Source organism: Ferrimonas sp., assembly GCF_048263965.1.
Taxonomy (GTDB): domain Bacteria; phylum Pseudomonadota; class Gammaproteobacteria; order Enterobacterales; family Shewanellaceae; genus Ferrimonas.
The window spans coordinates 46323-71300 of sequence record NZ_JBLXDO010000019.1 but is presented as its reverse complement, the minus strand read 5'-3'; the positions used below and the strand labels follow the sequence as shown (position 1 = coordinate 71300).

The 24978-nt window shown below is 57.3% G+C and carries 21 protein-coding genes; 11 read left to right on the top strand and 10 right to left on the bottom strand.

What is annotated here, in order from left to right; all coding sequences use genetic code 11:
* Positions 1-77: 77 nt before the first annotated feature.
* On the bottom strand, positions 78-434 hold the full coding sequence (locus ACN0RV_RS15350) for a cupredoxin domain-containing protein (protein WP_417348891.1): 357 nt from the start codon (positions 432-434) through the stop codon (positions 78-80).
* An 18-nt stretch (positions 435-452) separates the two neighbouring features.
* Positions 453-2732 (bottom strand): heavy metal translocating P-type ATPase, encoded by a 2280-nt coding sequence (locus ACN0RV_RS15345; RefSeq protein WP_417348906.1) that lies wholly within the window; start codon positions 2730-2732, stop codon positions 453-455.
* Positions 2733-3159: 427 nt separating this feature from the next.
* Between ACN0RV_RS15345 and ACN0RV_RS15340 the strand changes: the two genes are divergently transcribed.
* The 3 genes from ACN0RV_RS15340 to ACN0RV_RS15330 all read left to right on the top strand — a co-directional run bounded on the left by ACN0RV_RS15340 (position 3160) and on the right by ACN0RV_RS15330 (position 5038).
* Positions 3160-3390, top strand: a complete 231-nt coding sequence (locus ACN0RV_RS15340) for a hypothetical protein (protein WP_417348889.1) — start codon at positions 3160-3162, stop codon at positions 3388-3390.
* Between the two features lie 315 nt (positions 3391-3705).
* Positions 3706-4695, top strand: a complete 990-nt coding sequence (locus ACN0RV_RS15335) for a DUF4382 domain-containing protein (protein ID WP_417348887.1) — start codon at positions 3706-3708, stop codon at positions 4693-4695.
* Between the two features lie 103 nt (positions 4696-4798).
* Positions 4799-5038 (top strand): SHOCT domain-containing protein, encoded by a 240-nt coding sequence (locus tag ACN0RV_RS15330; RefSeq protein WP_417348885.1) that lies wholly within the window; start codon positions 4799-4801, stop codon positions 5036-5038.
* 200 nt (positions 5039-5238) lie between these two features.
* Here ACN0RV_RS15330 and ACN0RV_RS15325 read toward each other — a convergent pair whose 3' ends face one another.
* On the bottom strand, positions 5239-6195 hold the full coding sequence (locus ACN0RV_RS15325; RefSeq protein ID WP_417348883.1) for a LysR family transcriptional regulator: 957 nt from the start codon (positions 6193-6195) through the stop codon (positions 5239-5241).
* A 153-nt stretch (positions 6196-6348) separates the two neighbouring features.
* On the opposite strand from ACN0RV_RS15325, the gene ACN0RV_RS15320 reads away from it, so the two are divergent.
* Complete coding sequence (locus ACN0RV_RS15320; protein WP_417348881.1) at positions 6349-7161, top strand: enoyl-CoA hydratase/isomerase family protein; 813 nt, start codon at positions 6349-6351, stop codon at positions 7159-7161.
* Between the two features lie 138 nt (positions 7162-7299).
* On the opposite strand, the gene asnS is transcribed toward ACN0RV_RS15320, so the two are convergent.
* The 7 genes from asnS to ACN0RV_RS15285 all read right to left on the bottom strand — a co-directional run bounded on the left by asnS (position 7300) and on the right by ACN0RV_RS15285 (position 14164).
* Positions 7300-8700 (bottom strand): asparagine--tRNA ligase, encoded by a 1401-nt coding sequence (asnS, locus tag ACN0RV_RS15315; protein WP_417348879.1) that lies wholly within the window; start codon positions 8698-8700, stop codon positions 7300-7302.
* A 234-nt stretch (positions 8701-8934) separates the two neighbouring features.
* Positions 8935-9531 carry a CoA pyrophosphatase gene (locus tag ACN0RV_RS15310; RefSeq protein WP_417348877.1) on the bottom strand — a complete coding sequence of 199 codons (597 nt, stop codon included), beginning with the start codon at positions 9529-9531 and terminating at the stop codon, positions 8935-8937.
* A 319-nt stretch (positions 9532-9850) separates the two neighbouring features.
* On the bottom strand, positions 9851-11233 hold the full coding sequence (gene pabB, locus ACN0RV_RS15305) for an aminodeoxychorismate synthase component 1 (RefSeq protein ID WP_417348875.1): 1383 nt from the start codon (positions 11231-11233) through the stop codon (positions 9851-9853).
* A 42-nt stretch (positions 11234-11275) separates the two neighbouring features.
* Positions 11276-12193 (bottom strand): FAD:protein FMN transferase, encoded by a 918-nt coding sequence (locus tag ACN0RV_RS15300; protein WP_417348873.1) that lies wholly within the window; start codon positions 12191-12193, stop codon positions 11276-11278.
* Positions 12193-13476, bottom strand: a complete 1284-nt coding sequence (locus tag ACN0RV_RS15295) for a DUF3570 domain-containing protein (protein ID WP_417348871.1) — start codon at positions 13474-13476, stop codon at positions 12193-12195. The genes ACN0RV_RS15300 and ACN0RV_RS15295 overlap by 1 nt, the downstream gene beginning before the upstream one ends.
* Positions 13467-13679 (bottom strand): DUF4266 domain-containing protein, encoded by a 213-nt coding sequence (locus tag ACN0RV_RS15290; protein WP_417348869.1) that lies wholly within the window; start codon positions 13677-13679, stop codon positions 13467-13469. Before ACN0RV_RS15290 ends, ACN0RV_RS15295 begins: the two co-directional genes overlap by 10 nt.
* Positions 13676-14164 (bottom strand): TlpA family protein disulfide reductase, encoded by a 489-nt coding sequence (locus ACN0RV_RS15285; protein ID WP_417348867.1) that lies wholly within the window; start codon positions 14162-14164, stop codon positions 13676-13678. The genes ACN0RV_RS15290 and ACN0RV_RS15285 overlap by 4 nt, the downstream gene beginning before the upstream one ends.
* Before the next feature lie 171 nt (positions 14165-14335).
* Here ACN0RV_RS15285 and ACN0RV_RS15280 point away from each other — a divergent pair, with 171 nt between their 5' ends.
* The 7 genes from ACN0RV_RS15280 (at position 14336) to ACN0RV_RS15250 (ending at position 24842) form a co-directional block, all read left to right on the top strand.
* The gene (locus ACN0RV_RS15280; RefSeq protein WP_417348866.1) at positions 14336-15196 is read left to right on the top strand and encodes a sulfurtransferase; all 861 of its coding nucleotides are present in this window, start codon (positions 14336-14338) and stop codon (positions 15194-15196) included.
* A complete protein-coding gene (locus tag ACN0RV_RS15275) occupies positions 15193-17049 on the top strand; it encodes an ATP-binding protein (protein ID WP_417348864.1) in 1857 nt (618 codons plus the stop codon). The genes ACN0RV_RS15280 and ACN0RV_RS15275 overlap by 4 nt, the downstream gene beginning before the upstream one ends.
* Before the next feature lie 495 nt (positions 17050-17544).
* Positions 17545-19071 carry a fumarate hydratase gene (locus ACN0RV_RS15270; protein WP_417348863.1) on the top strand — a complete coding sequence of 509 codons (1527 nt, stop codon included), beginning with the start codon at positions 17545-17547 and terminating at the stop codon, positions 19069-19071.
* Positions 19072-19148: 77 nt separating this feature from the next.
* Positions 19149-21245 carry a S9 family peptidase gene (locus tag ACN0RV_RS15265; RefSeq protein WP_417348861.1) on the top strand — a complete coding sequence of 699 codons (2097 nt, stop codon included), beginning with the start codon at positions 19149-19151 and terminating at the stop codon, positions 21243-21245.
* Between the two features lie 218 nt (positions 21246-21463).
* Entirely contained in the window at positions 21464-22294 is an 831-nt protein-coding gene (locus tag ACN0RV_RS15260; RefSeq protein ID WP_417348859.1) for a flagellin, read from the top strand.
* Between the two features lie 113 nt (positions 22295-22407).
* Positions 22408-23724, top strand: coding sequence for a flagellin lysine-N-methylase (gene fliB, locus ACN0RV_RS15255; protein ID WP_417348858.1), 1317 nt, complete (start codon positions 22408-22410; stop codon positions 23722-23724).
* Positions 23725-23789: 65 nt separating this feature from the next.
* Positions 23790-24842, top strand: a complete 1053-nt coding sequence (locus tag ACN0RV_RS15250) for an AraC family transcriptional regulator ligand-binding domain-containing protein (RefSeq protein ID WP_417348857.1) — start codon at positions 23790-23792, stop codon at positions 24840-24842.
* The last annotated feature ends 136 nt before the right edge of the window (positions 24843-24978 follow it).

Below are 24978 nucleotides of genomic sequence, written 5' to 3'. Positions count from 1 at the left end.
CTGCCACGTTCAGGGCAGGGAGCAGTCGTGTCTACACCAGGTTCAGCCGCTGTGGGCTAATCGGGGTCAGTTGCGCATCAGTCCACGACCAGGGTGCCCCGATACATCTGCATTTGGCAATGGAAGTTGTACTCTCCTTTTTGCAGTGGCGGCAGACGGACGTTATAGCTGTTATCAACGGGCAGGCTGATGCTTATTCCAAGATCCGGAAATTGCACGATCTCGGCACAGGGTGATGGGTCTTTTCGAAGAAATCTCAGGGTAATGGTCTGCCCCGGTGAAATGTGTATTCGAGCCGGTTCATAGACCCCATTTTTCACCAGGATAGGGATGGGGTGCTCTCCATCGGCTTCATTTTGCGTGGGTGTGAACAGCCAGAACCACCAGACGATAAAGACAATCATCAGCAGACCTGCCAGGTTGATCCACAACATATCGTGAACTCTCCCTATCTAAGGTTTTTCTGGAGTAAACCAGCGCAACCTGTTGGCGTTGGTGACCACGGTGACTGAAGAGAGCGCCATGGCAGCGCCAGCGACCACAGGGTTGAGCAACCAGCCAGTTATGGGGTACAGAACTCCGGCGGCGATGGGCACTCCGGCAGCGTTATAGACAAAGGCACCGAACAGGTTTTGTTTGATGTTCTTCAAGGTGGCTTTACTCACTTCTATGGCGTCCGATAAGCCGTGAAGGGAGCCGCGCATCAGGGTAATGTCGGCGCTCTCCATCGCCACATCAGTACCCGTGCCTATGGCAAAGCCGACATCGGCCTGGGCCAGTGCGGGCGCATCATTGATGCCATCGCCCACCATACCCACAATGTGACCGGCGGCTTGCAACTCCTTCACCTTGAGCGCTTTATCCTCAGGAAGGACTTCGGCAAAGAGGTCATCTATGCCTACGCGCCTTGCTACCGCCATGGCGGTGTCGCGATTGTCGCCGCTGAGCATCACAACCTTTATCCCCTTCTCTTGCAGACGGCGTATGGCGCCGGTGGCATCAGGCTTGACGGGATCGGCTATGGCAATGATGGCGGTCAGTTGGCCTTCGACGGCGAGGTAGATAGGGGTCTTGGCTTCTCTTGCCAATGACTGGGCTTGGCTTTGGTACTCCTTAACCGGGATGCCACGATCTGTCATCAACTTCCTATTGCCTAAGAGGGTGCTCCTCCCTTCGATTCTGGCTTCGACGCCGAACCCGGCAATGGCGTTGAACGCCTCCACCTTCCCTGGCTCAATGCCTCGTTCTCTTGCAGATTCCATGATGGCCGTGGCCAGGGGGTGCTCGGACCCGGATTCCAGTGTGGCGGCCAACTTCATCACTTCTTGCTCGCTGTTGAGTCCGGTTAAAATCAGATCAGTGATGCCAGGAGCGCCCTGGGTAATGGTTCCGGTTTTATCCAACACCATGACCTTAATCTTGGATGTGGTTTGCAGTGCCTCACCATTTCGAATCAGCACTCCAACCTCGGCGGCCTTGCCGATTCCGACGATCACCGAAATCGGGGTGGCCAGCCCGAGAGCACAGGGGCAGGCGATGATCAGTACCGTTGTGGCGGATATCATGGCGAAGACGATGGCCGGATCCGGCCCAAAGTTCATCCAAGCCAGGGCGCTAATGATGGCGATGATCATGATGGTGGGCACGAAGTAGGCGGAGATAACATCGGCCAGTTTGCCAATGGGCGGTTTGGAGTTTTGTGCCTGCTTCACCATGGCGATGATCTGAGACAAGGCGGTATCCGCCCCCACTCGCTCTGCGATAAACAGCAGGCTGCCGGTACGGTTCAAGGTTCCGGCCGTTATTTGATCGCCAGCCCTTTTCTCTATGGGCATCGGCTCTCCGGTAAGCATGGATTCGTCCACAGAGGAATGACCCCGGGTCACTTTGCCGTCTACCGGCACCTTTTCGCCAGGTCGAATGCGCAGGGTGTCGCCCACCAGCACTTGTTCAATCGGCAGGTCCATCTCCTGGCCATGTCTCAACACCTTGGCTGTTTTGGGTTGCAAGCCAATGAGGCGCCCGATGGCCTGGGAGGTGCGCCCTCTGGCCCTGACCTCCAGTGCCAGTCCCAGGTTAACCAGGCCGATGATCATGGCGGAGGCTTCGAAATAGAGGTGCCTGGCGATCAAGGGGAGTATGTCTGGCGTTACCACAACCACCATGGAGTAGAGCCAAGCTGTGCCGGTGCCCAGGGCGATCAGGGTGTCCATGGTGGCGCCGTGGTTTCTGAACGCCTGCCAGGCACCCATATAGAAGTGTTTGCCGGAGAAGATCATGGTGACCAGGGTCAGAAGACCAATAAGCAGCCAGGCCAGGCGCTGACTGTCGGTCGACACCGTCATCTCTCCACCCAGTAAGCCGTAGAGCATCAGGGAGCCACCCAGACTGAGTGCGACAATCACCTTCCTCAACAGACTTTTTTGGTAGTCCCTGTCCGCCTGTTGGCGTTCCCGCAGGGCCAGGTTGTCTGCCTGACTTGGCATGGGGCGGGCGCCATATCCTGCTTTTTCAATGGCTAGAATAAGGGCCTTCTGGGGGGCGGAGCCATGAACAGCGACAGTTCGAAGGGCGAAATTCATGGCTACGTGATCCACGCCAGGCACCTTGGCCAGGGCCATTTCAATCTTTTTCACGCAACTGGCGCAACTGACGCCGTCGATCATCAGTTCGGTATCAGTGCTCTGGCTGCCATAGGTTGGCTGGTGTTTTTCGGGAGCAGTTTCAGGCATCGGCGTCATCGTTGTATCCAGTTTTTTGCGGCCATATGGCGGCGGGGAGCAAATACCGACAAAGGCTGGAACGCCTGAACTCTGTCGCTGAGCGGTAGGCCGTAGACGAGAGCTTGTCGATTTGTCCTATTTGCCACTATAGACCCTCTTGTGACTGTAGGGTCAAACACCCCTGTGTGATCTAAAACCTATGGCGAGGCTGAAGTCTTTGGTTAGTCACTTTTGAATGAGTCCGATCTATGGGTCTGAAGTTATCAACGAATCTTTTACCCTCAGAAATGCCGTGTCGTTGGATCTGGTTCACTGGTACGAGGTGTTTGGGGTGAAATGGTGTTCGTGCGCGCCGTCACAAAAGTGACCGAATTTGGGTGGTAGCGTGCCTTTATGGTTTTCAGGATGTAAGTCGTGACCCAGGGAGAGTATGACCATGCAACTCAGGGATTTAAACGAAGAAACCATCGTCTTTTTCGCCGCCATGAGTGGAGACGTCACCCTGGGCTTCAGTACCCGGGATTTTCTGGAGCGGTGCCGCGAAGAGCTGGGGTACAGGCCCTCTATTGAGGAAGCCAACCGGGTACTCAGCCGATACTTCGATACCCCCAGCACCGGTCCGGACAGTGAAAACCACGGCTGGTGGGTGAATTCTATTACCTCCTGATACTCCTACTTTTCCGGCTTTGACGGTTAAAGAAGTGCCTATTTTGGGTGATCTCTTTTCATTAATAGGAATGCTCTGGTGGTGAAATACTGTGGTTGCAAGTACTCGCTGTAGAGTGAAAGGCAATGAATCTGCAGGGTAATAGGGTTGCTTTGAAGGCAGCCCTTTTTTTGCAAGATAGAATGCTTGTGAATTCGGTTCTTGAGTGGGATCGGAAAACAGGGATCAGGCGCTGTTAAAAGTGTGAATTGAGGTGTGGTTATTATTTGACCTGGGCGTATATTAGATACTCCTGACATAAGTGGATATAAAATAATGAAAAAGTATTCCTTTATCCTGTTACCCTTGCTGGCCGCCTGTGGTGGCAGCGGCGATTCAACTCCTCCAAAACAACCTGAACCCAAACCAGAAGGTGTGGTGTCCATTGCAATATCGGACGCCCCGGTAGACGAGGTCTCCAGTGTAGTGCTTCAGCTTGATTCCATCGATCTCACCCTAAGGTATCAAGGCGGCTATGGAGAGGTGGTTAGCCTGGACCTGTCTGAGCGGATGGTTGACTTGTTGCAGTATCAAGGGGAGGACGCAGCTTGGCTGGTTGAGGACCAGAGTATCCCTGCGGGGGAGTATATGGCTCACCTGAATGTGGTTGATGGCAGCGGTGATACGGGTTCCTACGTCGAGGATGGACGCGGTAAACACCCTCTGGATATCGTCCAGCCCCGACTGCCTTTGGGTCCGATTACCGTGGTTGAAGGGGAGGCGGTCTCGTTTACGCTGGATGTTGAACTGCGTAACGCGCTGTTGTTTGATGAGGTTCGGGGGTTCTCTCTGGATGTTCGTGGTATGCGCTGGGTAGACAATCGCTACATGGGCCACCTGAATGGATTGGTCGATGAGGCGTTGCTCAATGATTGTGAAGCCGACCATGCCGGTCTTGCCGCCGGGGACGGAAGCTTTACGCATGTTGTCTATCTCTACCCTCAGGGTTCTGCCATCGAAACCATGGATGATATGGCGCCGGAGGCTGAGTCAGGTAAGGTGCTGCCAACCGCAACGGCTCCGATTTTTCAGATGTATAACGGTAATTGGCGTTTCCAGATGGGCTATCTGCCTGAAGGTGACTACCAGCTTGGTTACACTTGTCTGGGGCACCTAGACCAGCCGGATACCAATGAAGGGACTGACAGCAACTTCGAAATCTATGATGATGGAGGTGCCATCAGCATCGTTCGTGGGGCCAATGGTGGTTACAACAATAACTGTCAGATGGGCCAGGGCGGACGCCGACGTGGTGGCCGCGGGTGATATTGTGAAGAGCGCAGCGTATAGCTGTGCTTTTTGGTGACTTTAAACGTCGGGTCGAATAAGGCTAATTTGGCCTACGATTTGACGGCTTTGGAGAGTTGTCATGGCACATGAACACTTTTGGTTTGGCGGCATGTGGTTTTTTCCTTTTCTCTTCCTTTTGGCAATAGCTGTGTTTGGTTACCTTCTGCTCCGGCTTCTGGGTAATCGGAGGTCAAGCAATGGAGGCGAGTTAGGCTCAGAAAGATCGCATACACCCATGGGTGTATTGGAGATGCGTTATGCCAAAGGAGAAATATCCCGGGAAGAGTTTGAACAGATCAGGAAAGACATTTGCGGATAGGATGAATAGGCTAAATTGGATTTACCGGTGAATTAACAGTTCTTCAGTTATTGGCGATCTTCATGCTATTTCGTTTTTTCCTATGGGGCGTTACAGACAAAAAAACCAGCCGCAAGGCTGGTTTTTTCTGGTTCAGTTCTATTACGGCCATAGAGCTGACTCAGGTAAAGGGGTAGGTTAATGGCTGTTTGGGGAAGTTGTTATCCTGGCTGCTGGCGCCGGTACATCGCCTCAAAATGAGGAATCCTCTTTTCCCAAAGGGGAAGCTCACCACCAATGAACGTCTTCAGTACCTCGAGGAACAGGCGGGTTTTGAGGGGAAGGTCTCTGTGAGGATAAACCACGTAAAAGGTGCCGAAGTCAGCCAGCGGAAGGTGGGTCATGATGGGAATGAGCTTCCCTTCGAGGACTTCATTCCCTATGGTCTGCGCCGTCAATACTGACACCATATTCCCCTCGAGCGCAGCGTTTTTCAGCATCTCAAGCTCGTTGGTCTTATAGGCCACCTTCAAGCGAATATGGGCTTCTGCTCCCTGAGGATCGTAGTATTTGACCCTGTCGATGGTTTGCCCATCGTAGGAGTACACCGCCGAGGGCAGCCGTTCGAGTTCACTGATGGTCTTGGGCTCGCCGTGCCGGGCCAGAAAGCTTGGTGAGGCGACGATGAGCAGCCGGTTCCTGGCCAGCTTTCTGGCAATCAGGCTGGAGTCTTTTGGTTTGCCGGTTCGAAAACCCAGATCAAAGCCTTCAGCAACCAGGTCCTGCATGCGGTCATCCAGGCGAAACTCAATGTCTATTGACGGATACTGATGCTGGAAGGCGATGACTGCTTGTTGCACATAGCGCCGGCCAAAATCACTGGTGCTGGTGATTCTCAGCGAGCCAATGGGCTCTTGATGATAGTGCTGGGCCAGAGTTCGGGTTTCGTCGAGAAGTGAGCGCAGTCGCCGTGCCTGGTTCAGCATCTCCTGACCCGCCGCGGTTAAGGAGAGAGAACGGGTGGTGCGGTTCAGCAGTCTTACGCCAAGCTCCTTTTCGAGTTTGCTGATCTGCTTGGAGACGACCGAGCGATTGATCTGGCGATGTTCAGATGCGCCGACAAAAGACCCTGACTCAATAACATCGAGCAGCAACAGCAGTCGCTCTGCAAAGTCCATGGTATTTCCTCTTCTCGATTGTTGCTCGGTTGGCATCAATATGGTGCCTGATACCGTGTTTATCGTCAACTAATCTGTGACTAGTATGAGCTCCACTGAGCCGGCCAATTCGCGCCAGCAACCTGAATCCAGAATCAAATGAGGAGAGTCACTATGAGCACACTTAGCGTAACCAATCAGGCAGGCGTTGCCTTTGTTGATATCGATAATGCGCCCATTAACCTGCTTACCATTGAGCTGATTAATGAGCTGAATTCATTCATCCTGTCGCTGAAAGATGACCGTGACACCAAGGCTGTGGTGTTTAGGTCGGCGCATCCAGAGTTTTTCCTGGCGCACCTGGACATCACCTTGATCAATGGCACGCCGGGCGGCCAGTCCGGCAGCATCGAATTCAGTCACCTGATCAGTAATATCAAGTCGATGAAGCAACTCTCTGTGGCGGTTGTCGATGGCGTTGCTCGGGGAGGAGGAAATGAGTTTGTCATGGCTTGCGACCTGGCTTATGGCACTGAAAACGCCGCCTTTGCTCAGCCCGAGCTTTACATCAATATTCCAACAGGTGGCCAGGGGGCGGTGCAGTTTGCTCGCCGTATGGGTAAAGGTAAGGCATTGCAGGCTTTGCTGACGGGGGCAGACTTGAATGCCATCCAGGCGGAAGCGGGTAACGTTATCACTCAATATGTACCCAAGGCCGAGATGGCTGCATTCCTCGACCAACTTCTGACCATAGTCGGAGCCTGGGAGGTGAGGGATATCCTGATGTACAAGGAGATCGTGGCTGCCTCCGTCGACAACGAAGCAGCCGGAGTGGAGATGGAGCTGCGCTATTTTCTGGAGAGGGCGAAGGAGGAGAAAACTCAGGCGATCATCAACACCTTCCTTAAGCACGGTGGCCAGACTGAGCGTGAAGCCAAAGATATTCAGGGGATCTTTGTGGACACCGCCAACGAGCTCAATGGTTAGCGTAATCTGTCAATCAGGGCGGACAGCCAACATCGGGCGGCTTGGGCTTCCCTGTTTTGAGCAAGTGTCTGATGTTTTCTGAAAGCAGCAACAAAAAAACCAGCCGCAAGGCTGGTTTTTGTCGTTCCAGGGCAGGCCTTAGAAGTTGGCGCTGCGCGGGGCGCGAGGGAAGGGGATCACGTCACGGATGTTGGACACACCGGTTACGTAGCTCACCAGTCGCTCGAAGCCCAGGCCGAAACCGGAGTGAGGCACGGTGCCGTAGCGACGCAGGTCGCGGTACCAGTACATCTCATCCTTGGGCAGACCCATCTCATCCATGCGCTTGTCCAGCATCTCCAGACGCTCTTCACGCTGGGAGCCACCGATGATCTCACCGATGCCAGGGGCCAGAACGTCCATGGCGGCAACGGTTTTGCCGTCTTCGTTCATGCGCATGTAGAAGGCCTTGATGTCCTTCGGGTAGTTCTTCACAACTACAGGGGCCTTGAAGTGCTCTTCCGCCAGGAAGCGCTCGTGCTCGGAGGCCAGGTCGATGCCCCACTCAACGGGGAACTCGAAGGTTTTGCCGCAGTTCTTCAGGATCTCGACCGCGTCGGTGTAATCCACCTGGGCAAAGTCGGCTTTGACGAAGTCCTGCAGGCGAGTGATCACCTCTTTGTTGACCCGCTGCTCGAAGAATTTCAGGTCGTCCATGCGCTCGGCCAGTACTGCGTCGAAGCAGTACTTGAGCATGTCTTCCGCCAGGGAAGCCACGTCGTCCAGCTCGGCGAAGGCCACCTCAGGCTCCACCATCCAGAACTCGGCCAGGTGACGGCTGGTGTTGGAGTTTTCGGCGCGGAAAGTCGGACCGAAGGTATAGACCTTGGACATGGCACAGGCGTAGGTTTCGGCGTTGAGCTGGCCGGAAACGGTCAGGAAGGTCTCTTTGCCGAAGAAATCCTGGTCGTAGTCCACCTCGCCCTTGTCGGTACGAGGCAGGTTGTTCATGTCCAGGGTGGAAACGCGGAACATCTCACCGGCGCCTTCGCAGTCGGAGGCGGTCAGGACTGGGGTCGCTGCCCAGATAAAGCCACGCTCGTGGTAGAAGCGGTGAATCGCCTGGGACAGGCAGTTGCGCACACGCATGACCGCGCCAATCAGGTTGGTGCGGGGACGCAGGTGAGCCACTTCGCGCAGGTACTCGATGGAGTGGCGCTTGGCGGCCATGGGGTAGGTGTCTGGATCTTCAACCAGGCCCACCACCTCAACGGCGGTTACCGCCATCTCGAACTGCTGACCTTTTCCGGGGGACTCCACCACTTCACCGGTCATCTTCACGGAGCAACCGGCGGTCAGGCGCAGCACATCTTCCTGGTAATTATTCAGATTACTGGGTACTACGCCCTGAATAGGATCAAAACAGGAGCCGTCGTACACGGCCAGGAAGGAAATACCGGCTTTGGAGTCACGGCGGGTACGAACCCAACCCTGTACCGTCACTTCGCTGCCTACTGCGTAAACGCCCTTCAGGACGTCAGCGATAGTTGCCACACTCATTCTCGGTTGTCTCTCCAGCGAGATTAAAATCAATACGTTGTCAGTCGACCACTGATGGTGGCCTGACTAGGGCAGCTAACCACACTCTGTGGTCAGCTGCAAACCGTTAATCTTACCTTGCTGACCCTGATTCTCAAGACAATTTGGGGCAATTCGATGGGGAGAGTGGGCTCAGTTGAATTTTTGCACCCCGTTTTGCGCAAATCTTCGCCTGCATTGGCTCTGGAAATGGGTCTAGAGCGGTGCGCGCGGGTAGCCCAGGTGACGCACCAGCTGTTCAATCACTGCGGCGGTGGCGCCCCAGATCTGATGATGCTGCCAGAACATGAAATAGACCCTGTGGTCGGCGCCGCGACGCTTCAGATCCACGGCTCTGCGGTTGGCGGGTTCGCACAGGTGAGCCAGGGGCACGAAGAAGCACTCACTGACTTCGTCCTGACTGAGGACCGGGGCGAAGTCGCCGTCGAACAACGCCAGTTGCGGCAGCATGCGGAAGCGGGAGATGGTGTGAAACTCCGGCAGTTCGCCGACCCGGGTCAGACGCTCCGGTTCCAGTCCCACCTCCTCCCAGGCCTCTCGGGTGGCCGCGTGCCAGGCGGAAGGGTCGGTGTCGTCCACCTTGCCTCCGGGAAAGCTTACCTGGTTGGCATGGTGGCGCAGATGGCTGGCGCGCCGGGTCAGCAGCAGTTGCAGTTCACCCTGGCGTTCGGTCAGGGCAAGCAGTACCGAGGCCGGTTTGAATTTGGGGGCCAGGGGGTGCGCCGCAATGGGGTCTTCGACCCCGGAGATGGGGCTTAGGGCGAACTGGGCGAGAAACTGCTGACGATTCAACTTGAGACCATCCTCCGGTGTTATGGCGTGTTGACCTTTGCTGAATATTTTTGCGCCGCACTTCAGCCTCCAAGGCATCAATGCGTTAGCTCTGTAGTCCAAATGAATTGGTACCATTTTTTAGCAAAGCGCCCTACGGGGCCGGACTGACAACGACTACTCGTCGTCGTTCGATTTTGACGTAGAGCAACTATGCCTACAATTGAACTCCTTGATTAGTCGTCGTCATCCTCGGCCAAACTCTAAACACCAAAGATAAACACGCCCTAGATAGTCCCAAGATAACAGAGGCGGCTTCGGGGGGGAATCCGCCTTTTGGTTAGGTGTGGCTTGCTTGACTGAGTACCGGCAGGATGCGTGCCAGCTTATCGAAGCACTCCTGATACTCCGCTTCGCCGTGGGAGTCGGCGACGATGCCGCCGCCCGCCCAACAGTAGATCTGGCCAGACTTGGCCACCAGCGAGCGGATGGTAATGCTGGTGTCCATGCGTCCGTGACAGCTGATGTAGCCGATGCTGCCGCAGTAGAGGCTGCGCCGCCAGGGCTCCAGCTCTTCGATGATCTCCATGGCCCGGATCTTGGGGGCGCCGGTGATGGAACCGCCGGGAAAGGCGCCCCGCAGCAGATCGCAGGGGGTGACCCCAGTGGCCAGGGTGGAGGTCACCGTGCTCACCAGATGGTGGACCGCCGGAAAGCTCTCAATGGCAAACAGCGAAGGCACCTGAACGCTGCCCGGAGCGCTGACTCGGCCGATGTCATTGCGCAGCAGGTCCACAATCATCAGGTTCTCCGCCCTGTCCTTCTCGGAGTGGGCCAGCTCCAGGGCGGATTGATTGTCCAGTCCGGGGTCCGATTTGCGGGGGCGGGTGCCCTTGATGGGTTTGGTTTGAACCTGGTCGCCCTCCACCAGCAGGAAACGCTCGGGGGACACCGACAACAGGGCGGCATCCGGCAGCCGGATAAAGGCGGAGAAGGGGGCCAGGTTGTGACGACGCAGAATCTGGTAGGCCTGCCACTCGCTGCCCTCATAGGGGGCGTGGAATCTCTGGGTCAGGTTTATCTGGTAGCAATCGCCACTTTTCAGATACTCCTGAACCTGATCGAACGCCTTGAGGTAGTTCCCGTGGCTGGTGTCATGATGCCAGGGTCCGGTCAGGGAGAAGTCCACAAGTGTCTGGCTGCATTGGTCCACCAGCCACTGAAGCCGTGATTGCCAGGCCTGCTCATCGCCCAGAACCACCAGCTCCACCTGGTCCCGCTCATGACACAGCACCAGGGCCCAGTCATAGAGACCGACGGCCATCTCCGCAAGCTGAATGTCGTCCTGGGCATTGGCGGGCAGGCGCTCAAAGCGTCGTCCCAGGTCGTAGCTGAAGTGGCCCAGGGCACCACCGCAGAAGGGCAGGTCCTGATGCTCGTCAATATGGGGCAGGTGGGCAGAGAGTTGCTGCTCCAACAGGGTGAGAGGATCCTCGTCACTTGTCTGTTCTAAGTCCGGGCCCTGTATCTGGGTCTGCTGGCCCCGGGTGGTCAGGGTGACCACAGGATCGGCAACGATGATGTCAAAGCGCGCATCCGGGTGAGGTGTGGCGACATCGGTGGCGGAGTCCAGCAGCATGGCCCAGGGCAGGTGTTGCAGCGGCGCAAACAGCGCCGTGGCGTCGCAGGCCCACTCCAGCGGGCGGCGAGTCAGGTGTGGCATAAGGTTCTTCGGTTATTGTCCTTTGCGGCGATCATACCAGCTCTAACGGGCCTCGTCAGTGAGTCGCTGCACCCTGAAGGGCAGCCCCTGAGCCCCAAGAAACTGCTCGGCGTGTTCGCCATGGAGCATCGCCAGGGTGGCAATCAGCCCGGCATCGGTGCACCTGGGGGCCTGAACGGTCACACTGGCCGGGGCACTCTCAACCGGATAGCCGGTCTTGGGGTTGAGAATATGGCTGAGGCGCTTGCCATCTCTAATCAGGTAACGTTCGGTGTCACCACTGGTGGCGATGGCGCCTTCTGACAGCAAGAGGGCATCTGTCGTCGAAGGGCCGTTTGCGGCACTGACGCCCACGCGCCATGGGGCTTGGGTTGGTGTCACGGCGATGTCGCCACCGAAGTTGACCAACAGTGCCAAACCGGGCCAGTGATGCCGACAGAGCGCCAATACCCGGTCCACAGCATACTCCTTGCCCAGCCCGCCAAAGTCGATGGCCATGCCCGAGGGCAGGATAAAGCTGCTGGGCCCCAGAGTCACCCTGTCCCAGCCAATAAGATCAAGCAGGGGAGGGATCCGCTCCGGGGCAGGGAGGCGGCTGCTGCCATCGAAGTGCCATACCTTACCCAGTATGCCACTGGAGATGTCGAACAGGCCTTCGGAAAGTCGCCAGGCGGCGTCTGCCAAAGAGAGCAGCTGGTGCGTCTCCTGGTCGATGGACACCGGCTTTCCCTGGCTGTGATTGATGGCGTGGCAGAGGCCATCATTGCTATAGCGGCTGAACTTGTGCTCGATGCGCAGGGCCTCACGGGCTGCCACCCCCAGTACCTGTTGAGCCAGCGAGCGCTGGTGGGTTCGGATCAGCAGTTCACAGCGGCAGGCCATGGCGCCGAAACGACCGCGAAACAACCCAGGCTCGGTCAGAGTCAGGGCGAGGGCGGTCTTTTCGGCCAGGGTCGTCATCAGAAGTGATAGCTGGTTTGCAGCATCAGGGTGTTGAGGCTGGGGTAGAGTTCCAGGGTCTTTAACTGCCCCGGTTCCGTCTTGCCGGTGGATTGCGGTGCCTGATGGTACCACTGAAGCCGGATGGCCATACGCTGACCATTGGTCATCTGGTAGCCGTACTTCAGCCCCAGGGTGTAGGTATCCAGCTCTCCCAGGCGGTAATCGGCGCTGGCGTATCGGGGGGATTCCCCCTCCAACAGGAAGGGCTGATAGAACTCGGCGGCGCTTTGGGTGTAGTAGCGCAGGTTGGGTTCCAGGCTGTGGGGGCCGAATTCAAACCGAAGCCGGGCATCCAGAGTGTGTGAGTCCACCTCCCAGTCGTCGCTCATAAAACGGTAGCTGAGATCCAGGATCGGGCCGAAGTGGTACTTGGCCTGACCGTAGAAGCCCCATTTGTCGCGGCGCTCTGGTCTGGATTCGTAGAGATAGCGCCGGGCTTCTCCCTGGTCGTCGACCACAGAGAGTACCTTGAGAAAATCGTTCTGATACCCCTCTACCTGGGCATAGGTCAGGGTGCCCTGAACAATCAGTTGCCGGTTTACCACCTGGCTGACGCTGGCGCGCACATCCCAGGTGGTCTTGGTGTCGTCGCTGCCGCCTCTGGTTGCGTCAAAAGCCTGCTGGAACACCTCTTCACTGGGGAAGTCCTTGCGTATGGCCATGGTGCTCATGGGCACAGGCACGCCCCCTTCCGGCTCGACGGTGTCGTAGAAGAGCGCCCCTCCCAGGGCCAGCTGAGTGTTCTTCTGATTGAAGTCGCGGGTAAGGCCGCCATTGATGCCCACAGAGAGGTAATCGTACTCCTTGGAGAGGTGCAGTCCTGTGGTGTAGCCCATGGCCCGGTTCAGCGGGCTGGTCCACTGCAGGTTTATCTGGGCCCGGGTGTCCTTGAAGGTGTCGTCCAGGGGCGTGTCTCCCGGGGCGACCTGATACTCCCCCTTGCCCGAGGGGCGGGTGAAGGTCTGGGGTGTGGCTTGCGGTGCCGCACCATTGGGTGAGGCTCCGGTCAGCACATCCAGGGTGCCGGTCAGCACCAGGATCTGGTCATCGGCGTTGGTGCGGGTTGCCTGCAGCACCCCTTCGTAGGCATCGACTCGGTCGTCCCCTTCGCTGTAGTAGAGGAAGGCGGCGTCGAAGCTCCACTCAGGTTCAAACAGGGTTTCCTGAGCGTGCACCTGGGTCAGCGGCAGGGTGGCGGCCGCCAGGGCCGCGGTGATGTTGCCCACTGGGTTCAGTTGCACCCGCAGCCTCCGCCGGCGCTTCCGCGGCCGCCATTGGTGGCTTCTTTACTGAAATAGACATGGTCGTCGAAGGATTTGTCCAGCGCGTCCGCTTCCAACGCCATGGCCGGATGGGCCAGCAGATCGCGCTCCCAGGGCTTGACTCCCAGGGAGCTGCACCCGGTGAGGGTGAGCAGGAGCACCAGGATTAAAGGCTGTTTCAATGGGCGTCTCCACTGGGTTTGTTGAGCAGGTTCTCCAGGGTGGCCCTGGTGGTCTCGGCATCCTTGGGGCGAAAGCCCACATGAGTCTGGATGATGATGCCATCCTGAATCAGGTAGCTGCTGGGCATGCCACCCACACCATAGGCATCAGCCAAGGCAAACTCTGGGTCATACACAATGGGAAAATCGGCGGGAAACTGCTCCAGAAACTTGGCGGCGTCTGCCTTGTCCACGTCCAGGTTGATCGCGACTACGGTGACCCCTTTGGGGCCAAAATCTTTGAGCAACTGGTTCATAAAAGGGAAGGAGCGACGACAGGGACCACACCAGGAGGCCCAGAAATCCACATAGACTGGGCCCTCCTGACTCAGCGCCACCATGGAGCGGCTTTGGCCCGCCACCTCAATCTGAAAATCCGGTGCCGGACGGGCAGCAAGCTGCGCGCTGGGCAACAGCAGCAATAGGGTAAAGAAAAAGATGCGCATCATCTGTCCTTAGTAACCGCAGTCTGATTCCATCATGGCACATCTGTACTAAGGGTAAAGGGTTGCCGGTGAGGAAACTCTGGGTGGGCACCGGAGCGAACCAAGGGGAAGTGTCTATACTGAAACATTAGGATAAACAGTCACCTTGGCAAATTCGCAGGGAGCGTGTCTATGGTCTGGTGTCAATTTCCGCAGAGGCTGCTGCTGAGTCTGCTTCTGATCCTGGTGCCTTCTTCGCTGGAGGCGGCCAGTGCGCTGGATGCCCGAACCCTCTCCCTGTGGCAGCGTCAGGGAATGCCTCACCTGCTTTTGGATGCCCGCCCACACCAGGCCTATCTGCAAGGACACCGTAAGGGAGCCATCAGTTTCGACGTAGAGGAGACCTACAGACAGGAGCAGGGGGTCTGGCTGGCAAAATCGATCACCGCCATGACCGGTGAGATCCGTCAGCGTGGACTGACTCTTGGGCAGACCATAGTGGTGTATGACGACGGTATGCTGATGGATGCGGCGCGACTGGCCTGGGTGCTTGAGCTCTATGGATTAACTCAGGTTCACATCCTGATAGATGATCTGGATAAGGCTGAGCTCAGCATAGGAGTGGTGACCCCCACGGCGTCCAGCTATGTACCAGCGCTGAATCCGGACGTGCTGATCAACGCCAGAATGACCTTGCTGGCTGGGCACAACCCCAGCTTTGGTATTGTCGACATCCGCGGTGAGGCCCATTTCCTGGGCAAGGCCTCTGAAACCAGGAAGTTTGGTCATATTCCTGGTGCCATTAACATCCCCATGGACAAGTTCTTCTACCTCGATGAAAAGCAGCAACAGCATTTGCGCAGCTGGGGAGAGTTGATGGCGCTGTTCCAGGAGTTGGACCCCAGCAAGCGTTACATTACCTATTGCTACAAGGGGAAAGCTTCCACCCTGGGCTACTTCCTGATGCAGCAGGCCGGGCTTCAGGTCACCCATTATGACGGCTCCTGGCTGGACTGGTCGCAGCGGGATCTGCCGGTGGAGAGGCCTGAATGATTCAGCAATCCCTGACCCAGCGCCTCAATCTGGCCATCTTTGCGGTGATGGCTCTGCTGGCGTTTGTTATCAGTGCCTGGAGCTACAAGGTGGACCTGCAAACCATGAGGGCCCAGTACACCGGGGTTGCGGGGAGTCTTGCGCCAACCATGATTGAGCTGGTGGTGCTGGACCAGCCGGAGACGGTCACCGAGTTTAATCGTCAGCTTCGAAACTTTCCTCAGCTTCGGGGGCTGACCCTGATGACCCTGCAGGGGGAGGTGCGTTATGAGTACCGCCGCCAGGATACCGCTTTGGCTTGCCCCCGGGATCTGCCCTGGCTGGCTCCCCTGGCCGATGGTTGCATGGTGATACGGCAGAAGCTGGAGTTTGAATCGGCCCAGTGGCTCAACTACGCCATGGAGGTGGACACCAAGGAGTTGCAGACCCAGATCTTTCGACAGGCCATGATGGTGGTGATGGGCACTCTGTTCTGTTTCTGGCTTATCTACCGCAGCATTCGGCGCTGGGTGATTAGGCCGGTGGATGAGCTGGTGGCGGGATTGCCGCTGATGGGCAGCGGTCAGGTGAAGTTTCCCTATGCCGGGGTACACCGCAGTGAGCTGGCGATGTTGGCGCGGACTCTGGAGAGCAGTGACCGGCAACTCTATGAGCGCCAGTTGCAGGCCAAGGAACTCAACAGCCGCCTGGAAGCCTCTTTGCAGGCCAAGAGTGACTTTCTCGCCAATGCCAGCCACGAGATACGCACCCCGCTGAATGCGGTCACCGGTTTTATCGAGTGTCTGGAGGCCCAGCGAGCCCGGCTTACCCCAGAGGGGCAGGAGCAGTTAAAGTTGCTTCAGGGGGCGTCGCAGAGTCTGCTGCATATTGTCAATGACGTATTGGATTTTTCTCGCCTGGAGGCGGGGGAGTTGAAGCTGGATCCCCAGCCAGGTTGTCCCTCTGACTTTTTGCAGCGGGTCCACGCCCATTATCAGGGGATGGCCAGGTTGCACAAGGTGGAGTTTGGCCTTTGTCTGGATCCCAAGTTGCCTGCCAGGGTTGTCATGGATGAAGGCAGGCTGGAACAGATACTGGGCAACCTGCTCACCAACGCCATCAAGTTCTCTCCTGGCGGCCAGGTGGAGCTCATCTGCCGGGCACAAAGCGGCGACAGTGATTATTGCCAGCTGTGCTTCTCGGTTAAGGACACTGGTATCGGCATTGAGCCCCAGAAGCTGGCTGGCATTTTTGATGCTTACACCCAGGCGGATGGTTCTGTTACTCGCCGCTTCGGAGGCACTGGCCTGGGGTTGGCCATTTGTAAACGCCTGTCGCAACTGATGCAGGCCAACCTGGAGGTGGAATCCCAGCCACAACAGGGCAGCTGTTTCACTCTGTCACTGACGCTGCCTCTGAGCCAGCCGGGCAGCGCAGGCGAGAATAGGGGGGCAAGCAGCGAGCTTGAGCGCCCGCTGCAGGGGGTCAAGGTGCTGCTGGCGGAGGACAACATCAGCAACCAGAAACTGATGCAGGTTATGCTGAAGCGACTGGGGTGTGATGCGCTTACCCTGGCATCCAATGGTCAGCAGGCGGTGGATGCCTGTCAGCGGGAGAGCTTCGATCTGGTGTTTATGGACTGTCAGATGCCGGTGATGGACGGCTATCGGGCGACCCGCCAGATCCGGCTGGGCCCCTCGGCAGAGACCCTGATTCTGGCACTGACCGCCAATGCCACCGAGGAGGACCGACAGCGCTGCCTGGACAGTGGCATGGATGATTTTCTGGCCAAGCCTGTGACCTTGGCAACTCTGGGGGAGGGGATTTGTGCCGCTCGCAGGCGTCAGGGAAAACAGGCGTCTCAACTGCCCTAGGACTGGTTTGCTTCTCAGGAGACCCCCTTACCTCGTCCTCGCTGTGCTTGGCCCGGTTTCCCGGCAGCCCGCTACCGGCATAAACCTATAGTAAAAGAACACTATGCCCTAGACTTTCCGCCACTGGTCAGGGAGGGCTGGCTCAGGGTATTATGGGTCGGATTTCACAACCACAATTTGATACCAAGGGCATTAGATACTTGCTCATTCAGCTGAAATTTAACGGGCTGTAGGCAAGGCAGGCAGACGAAGCTCTAGTGGTTTTAAAGTGAGGTTGACTAACGCCGCATAGAGCCCGTTAAAATCAGCCCGGAGGGAACGCCTTACTGCTACTGACTCGTTGTTGTGACGGCTTGAAAGAGGATCACTATTCCGTCGCCGCCACGCCTAGATTCACTAGCAGTGACGCGTTCTGAATTGAACAAATATTTATTGCACTTGGTATAGCACAGGCATAGTGAGAAGAGGCTGGATGCCTCCGTGGAGTAAAAATAAATGGCCGTGATCAGCAAACAGGACTTCATCAGCTCAGTGGCTGATGCCCTACAGTACATCTCTTATTACCACCCCAAAGATTTCGTCGACGCAATGAACGCTGCCTATGAGCGGGAAGCCAACCCGGCAGCCAAGGACGCCATTGCGCAGATCCTGATCAATTCCCGCATGTCCGCCGAGGGGCACCGTCCCCTGTGTCAGGACACCGGAATTGTTACCTGCTTCGTTAAGATCGGCATGCAGGTCCAGTGGGACTCTGACCTGACGGTTCAGGAGATGGTGGATGAAGGGGTACGTCGGGCCTACAACGACGAAAGCAATCCCCTGCGGGCTTCCATCGTGGCCGATCCAGCCGGTGCCCGAAAGAACACCAGAGACAACGCCCCTGCCGTGGTGCACATCGACATGGTGGCCGGCGATCAGGTCGAGGTCTTCCTGGCCGCCAAGGGCGGTGGTTCTGAGAACAAATCCAAGATGGTGATGCTTAATCCCTCCGACGACATTGCCGCCTGGGTTGAGAAGACCCTGCCCACCATGGGTGCCGGCTGGTGTCCTCCAGGTGTGCTGGGCATCGGCATCGGCGGTACCGCCGAGAAAGCGGCGGTGATGGCCAAAGAGTCCCTGATGGAGCACATCGACATCCACGAGCTCAAGGCGCGCGGCGCCGAGACCACCGAAGAGAAACTGCGCCTGGAGATCTTCGAGCGCGCCAACAAGCTGGGCATCGGCGCCCAGGGTCTGGGCGGCCTCACCACTGTGCTGGACGTGAAGATTAAGAGCGCACCGACCCATGCGGCCTCCAAGCCTGTGGTGATGATCCCTAACTGCGCGGCCACCCGTCACGTTCACTTTACTCTGGACGGCACCGGTGCTGCCCAACTGCCAACCCCCAAGCTGGAAGACTGGCCTGAAGTAACCTGGGAGGTGGGTGATAACGTTAAGCGGGTGGATCTCAATACTATCACCAAGGAGGAGACCACCAGCTGGAAGGCCGGTGATACCCTGCTGCTCAATGGTAAGATCCTCACCGGCCGGGATGCGGCCCACAAGCGCATTAAGGATCTGCTGGATTCCGGTGAAGGCCTGCCTGAGGGTGTGGACTTCAGTGGTCGCTTTATCTACTACGTCGGTCCGGTAGACGCCGTGGGCGACGAAGTAGTGGGCCCCGCCGGTCCGACAACCGCCACCCGCATGGACAAGTTCACCGACATGATGCTGGAGAAGACCGGCCTGATGGGGATGATCGGCAAAGCCGAACGGGGCCCCGCGACCGTCGACAGCATCGCCAACCACAAGGCCACCTACCTGATGGCCGTGGGCGGTGCCGCCTATCTGGTGGCCAAGGCCATTAAGCAGGCACGTGTGGTGGCCTTCGAAGAGCTTGGCATGGAAGCGATCTACGAGTTCGATGTGCAAGATATGCCGGTGACCGTTGCGGTGGATTCCACCGGCAGCAACGTGCACCAGACTGGCCCTGCCATCTGGCAGGCCAAGATTGAGGAGCTCGATGCCGAGCTCAGCAAATAACAACACAGGTGCCATACTGGCACCACGATGACTTTGGCGGCCTGTGGCCGCCTTTCGCATTCAAGGGAATAGCAACGATGAAAAACAGCCTACTGCTGGGCGCCGCACTGACGCTTTGTGCGTCGGCCATCGCCAAGCCGGTGACTGCACCTTTCGACGTGAACCAGCTCAACACCCTGAGCAAACTGCACTCTACCGTGGTTCTGCCCGGTGGCGATGCGGTGGTTTATGGAGTGAAGAAGAAGACCGACAAGGGTTACCGCTCCGACCTCTACCTGCAGAAGCTGGGCGGCGAAGCCCGTCAGCTGACCAACCACAAGGGCACCGAGAACAACCTGGTGGCCTCTAAAGATGGCAAGACCCTCTACTTCCTCAGTGGTCGCAGCGGTTCCAGCCAGATCTGGGCACTTCCCCTGGATGGTGGCGAAGCGGTTCAGGTTTCCGATCTGCCCCTGGGCATCGACGGCTTCAAACTGTCCAATGACAACGGCCAGGTGGTGATGCAGCTGCGGGTCAACGTCGACTGCGACACCCTGCAGTGCAGCGCCGATAAGCAGAAAGCCAAGAAAGAGAACAAGCAGAAGGGTCGTCATTACGATCAGCTGATGGTGCGTCACTGGGACACCTGGAGCGACGGTCTGCGTAATCACCTGTTCGTTGCCAAACTCGAGGGCAATACCCTGTCCGAGCCTGTGGACGTGACCGCTGGCCTGGATACCGAGGTGCCGTCTCTGCCTTTCTCTGGCATGGAAGAGGTCTCCTTCACTCCCGATGGCAAGCATGTGGTGTACAGTGCCAAGGCTCCCAGCCGCGACCAGGCCTGGCAGACCAACTACGACCTGTGGCAGGTGCCGGTTACCGGCGGTGACGCCGTCAACCTGACCGCCGACAACCTGGCTTGGGACAGTCACCCGGTGTTCTCCGACGATGGTCGCTACATGGCCTACGCGGCGATGAAGCGCCCGGGCTTTGAGGCGGATCGTTTCGCCGTTATGCTCAAGGATCTGCAGACCGGCGAAACCCGTGAAGTGGCGCCCCTGTGGGATCGCAGTGCCCGTGGCATCGCCTTTGCGGAAGAGAGCCACACCCTGTATGTGAGTGCCCAGGATCTGGGGCAGGTGGCCATCTACGCCATGGACGTACGCTTCGGTGATAAGCGCACCCTGGTGGCCGAGGGCAGTAACGCCATGGTGAAGGTGACCAATGGCAAACTGTTCTATACCCACAACGACCTGTCCGGCCCCAATGACCTCTATGTGATGGGCCTCGATGGCAGCGGCAAGCAGCGTCTGACCGATCTCAACAAGGACCTGCTCAACAAACAGGGCCTGGGTGAGTTCCAGCAGTTCTCCTTCAAGGGCTGGAACAACGAGACCGTTTACGGCTACTGGATCAAGCCGGCAGGCTTTGAACAGGGCAAGAAGTACCCTGTAGCCTTCCTGGTGCACGGTGGCCCTCAGGGCAGCTTCGGCACCCGCTGGCACGGCCGCTGGAACGCCCAGCTGTGGGCCGCCGCCGGCTTTGGTGTGGTGATGATCGATTTCCACGGCTCCACCGGTTATGGCCAGGCGTTTACCGACTCCATCTCCCTGGACTGGGGTGGCAAGCCTCTGGATGACCTGCAGAAGGGCCTGGCCGCAGTGGGCCAGCAGCAGCCCTGGCTGGACACCAAGAACGCCTGTGCGGCGGGTGGCTCCTACGGCGGCTACATGATGAACTGGATCGCCGGTAACTGGAACGACGGCTTCAAGTGCCTGGTGAACCATGCCGGTCTGTTCGACATGCGCAGCTTCTACAACGTGACCGAGGAGTTGTGGTTCCCTGAGCACGAGTTTGGCGGTAGTTACTGGGAAGCCACCGAGACTTACGAGAAGTTCAATCCGGTGAACCACATCGATAAGTGGCAGACCCCCATGCTGGTGGTTCACGGTGCCAAGGACTACCGTGTGCCTCTGGAGCAGGGCTTGGCCGCCTTCACCGTGCTGCAGCGCAAGGGGATCGATTCCGAGCTTCTCGTCTACGACAACGAAAACCACTGGATCATCAACCCGGACAACCTGGTGCAGTGGTACGACGTGGTGCTGGGCTGGATGAAGCGCCACACCGGCCAGGAGCAGGCGATGGACGCCAATGAAGCCCTGCGTCAGGAGATGCTGGGCACTCAGGCGGAGTAATCCGCCCTGAACTCAATGAGGCCACCTAGCGGTGGCCTTTTTTGATCCTGGTTGCCAAAACAGAAGTCGCAAGGGTTTTTGATCTCTGAATAATTCCTTTAAAAACAGCATCTTGAATTTGGGCTTGGTTTTGGTTGATAAATTTCTTTAAGTTTTTCAAAGGATGGGGCGCCTATCTCTCAGTGACAGTACACAACGCATCTCACGGAGATAAATCAATGCTTTCAGTACATACTAACTTCCCTTCACTGGTTGCCCAGAACTCTGTAGGCAGCAGCAACAACGCCCTGAACAGCGCCATGGAGCGTCTGTCCACCGGTCTGCGCATCAACTCCGCCGCCGACGATGCTGCGGGCCTGCAGATTGCCAACCGTCTGAACGCCAACGTAACCGGCATGAACACCGCCCAGCGTAACATCGGTGACGCCACCTCCATGCTGCAGACTGCCGACGGTGGTCTGGACGAAGTGAACAGCATCGCCATGCGTATGAAGGAGCTGGCGACTCAGGCCGCCAACGGTGTGAACTCTGTCGACGATATGGCCGCCCTGGACGCTGAATTCCAGGAGCTGTCCGCTGAAGTGGATCGTATCGTGACCAAGACTGAGTTTGCCGGTAACACCCTGTTTGCCGGTACCGGCCTCTCCAGCGCTGCCGGTGTGAAGTTCCAGATTGGCGCCGACGCCTCTGAGACTCTGTCTGTGTCCATCGATGTGGCTACCGACAAGATTGACAGCAGCCTGTTTACTGCTGACCTGACTACCCAGGCCAACGCATCCACCACCATGGGTGAGATTGACGCCCTGATCGATAACGTGGGTACTCATCGCGCCACTCTGGGTGCCAACATCAACCGTCTGGAGCACACCGCCAACAACCTGGCTAACGTGTCTCAGAACACCCAGGCCGCTTCCGGCCGAATCATGGACGCCGATTTTGCTACAGAGAGCGCGGCCATGACCAAGAACCAGCTGCTGGTTCAGTCTGGCACCAACATCCTGGCCCGTGCCAACCAGAACACCAACCTGGTAATGGGTCTGCTGGGCTAATCACCAGCTCTCTCTGGAAAGCCGGGCTTCTTGCCCGGCTTTTTTTTGCCACTTCGTCACTGGCAAGGAAGTTGCTTAGCCTTGCTGAACTTTAGTCACTGAATGAGCCGAACATGTCCACTGAGAACAGAGTGCAGATTTTTGAGCCGACCTTTGTAAAGAACTTCAGCTGCGTGGGGGATCAGTGTCCGTCCAACTGTTGCCACTCCTGGTCGATTCATCTCGATAAAAAGAACTACAAAGAGATCAGAAAAACCCCTGACAACAACATCAAGGCTTTGGCTAAGAAGCATTTTAAGCGCTTCGCGGCTGATGCCGCAGTTGGCAGTGCGTACGGCTACATTCAGTTAAACAGGCATGGCCTTTGCCCAATGCTCGACGACAAGGGTTGGTGTGAAATTCATAAGCGCCTGGGGGAAAAGGCGTTGTCTTTAACCTGCCAACAATACCCGAGGGCGCCCCAGTATTTCGGTGCTCGGGTTGAGCTGAGTCTGTCATTATCCTGCCCTGCGGTGGCTGATGAGGTGCTCTTCAACCCTGACGCCATGGTGTTCAACCAGGTTAAGGCGAGCCCGGCTCTCAGACCCACTTTCCGCATAGGTGGCACGCCCTCAGGTTCTTTGCCCGCCTGGGCGCTGATTCTTCGAGACTTCAGTTTTCAGATTCTGGTCAACCCTCAACTGACCTTGGCGGAGCGGCTGTTTCTTCTTGGGCTTACCTACCACCAAATCGACTCTCACCTTGATAACCCTTTACTGGTTGAGTCTGTGCTTCGGAGGAACATCAACTGGGCTGATGATGGAACCGCAAGGAAGGGGTTTTCCTCCCTGCCGACCCTGTCGGGGCATAAATGGAACATCTTTTCCCATCAGCTGGGCACCATCCTGGCAGACTACAAGTGCGCAAAGGCGGCAAATGTGGGAGTAAGTCAGTCTGAGTCGAGATACTTGGGGTTGCAGATGCCTCTGTTCCGGCAGATGGCCAGTATCATCGGCCAAACTTCAGAGCATCGAGCTGTTGATGCGTCCGGGATCCTGAGGGGGGAGCTAGAGAGCGCCGTGGCTTCTCAGGCCTTTGAGGCCCTTCTTGAGAAGGCCAAGCCCATGCAGGGAGCTTTTTTCTCAGAGTATCCACAGGTACTGCTGAATTTCTTGCTCTACCAGGTTTATCACTATCAGTTCTTGCTCTCCCTTAAACGTTCCCCCATACAGTTTTTTCAGGTGATGATGGTCGACCTTCTGCTGCTGGAAGCCGGCCTGTCTGGCATTGCCGTGGAAGAGGGGGGCTTAGATCGGGAAAAGGTCGTGGCTCTGTTCTCGGCATACGCTAAGAAGCGTCAACACAACAGGGAGTTTGTAGACAGCATCGAGACATGCCTCGAACAGTCGGCGTCCGATAAGCTCGCGGCGGTCTTTGCCTTGCTTAAGTAGCGAGTCACTATCACCTGCTCGGTATTGGTGTGGTAGTCTGAACCCTCCAATCTAAGGAGGGGAAGATGGCTCAGGGAGTGAGTGAACGGCGCCAGTCTGCGGGGGTCATCGACGCGGCGCTGGTTATGGCGGCCCTGGAAGGTGCGGTGGTCAAGGGCGTGGAGGTAAACACCTTGTTGGCGGCTGTGGGCAGCAGCCAGCGGCGACTGCTGATGGGGGAGGGACTCTCCCCTGAGTGCTTCAGTGCCCTGCTGCGCAGCTTGTGGGATAAGCTGGATGACGAGTCTTCCGGCTTTGGATGCCGGCCTTTGAGGGGCGGGTGCTTCAGGATGATGTGCCACGCCACCATAGGCTGCCTCAATCTGCGGCGTGCCCTGATTCGAGTTGGGGATTTCTTTCGCCTGGTATCCGATGAATACCAGTGGTCCCTTGAGGAGAAGGGGGATCAGGCCAGCCTTGTTCTGGGGGGTGAGCAGGGGAGTGACCGAGCCTTCCTGCTGTTGAGCCTGTGCGTCATCCTGCATCGCTGGAGCGCCTGGATGATAGACGCTCCCATCCCCCTGGTCCGGGTTGATCTGCCCTTTGCCGAGGACAGATTGGATCTGCCTCTGGCGACTCTGCTTCAGGCGCCGATTGAGTTTCAGGCCTCTGTCACTCGATTGGTGTTCCCCAGGGACTTGCTGCTCAAGCCCATCAAGCAATCCCGAGACACTCTGGGCCCCTTCCTGGCCGATTCTCCCGAGCGCCTGCTCAGCCTCTACAGGCCCGATGATTCCCTGGCTCTTCAGGTGAGGCGTTACCTGGAGGAGCACCCGCAGTTGGAAAGCCTGACTCAGGAGCAGGTGGCGGCCCAGTTCAATATCAGTGTGGCAACGCTGGGCAGGCGACTGAAGCGTGAAGGACACCAGTTTCACAAGCTCAGAGACAGGGTCCGCCGGGCCCGTGCGGTCAGGCTGCTGCTGGGGAGTGAGTTGTCCATCTCTGATGTGGCCTTGAGACTGGGATACTCTGAGCCCTCGGTGTTCTATCGCAGCTTTCGCCGCTGGGTTGGCGTGACACCGGCTGAGTTCAGAGAGCGTCACCTCAGAAGTGGTATGACCTCTGATGCTGATTCATGAAATAATAAGATATAACATGAAGTTATATTGTTTGGGGGCCGGTGAAAGTCAGCAAGGGTTTCACCGGTCTCTTGCACCAGGGAATTGAACTCGGCAAGTTAACAGCAAACCAGCGATGACAGCGGCTGGCTGCGGC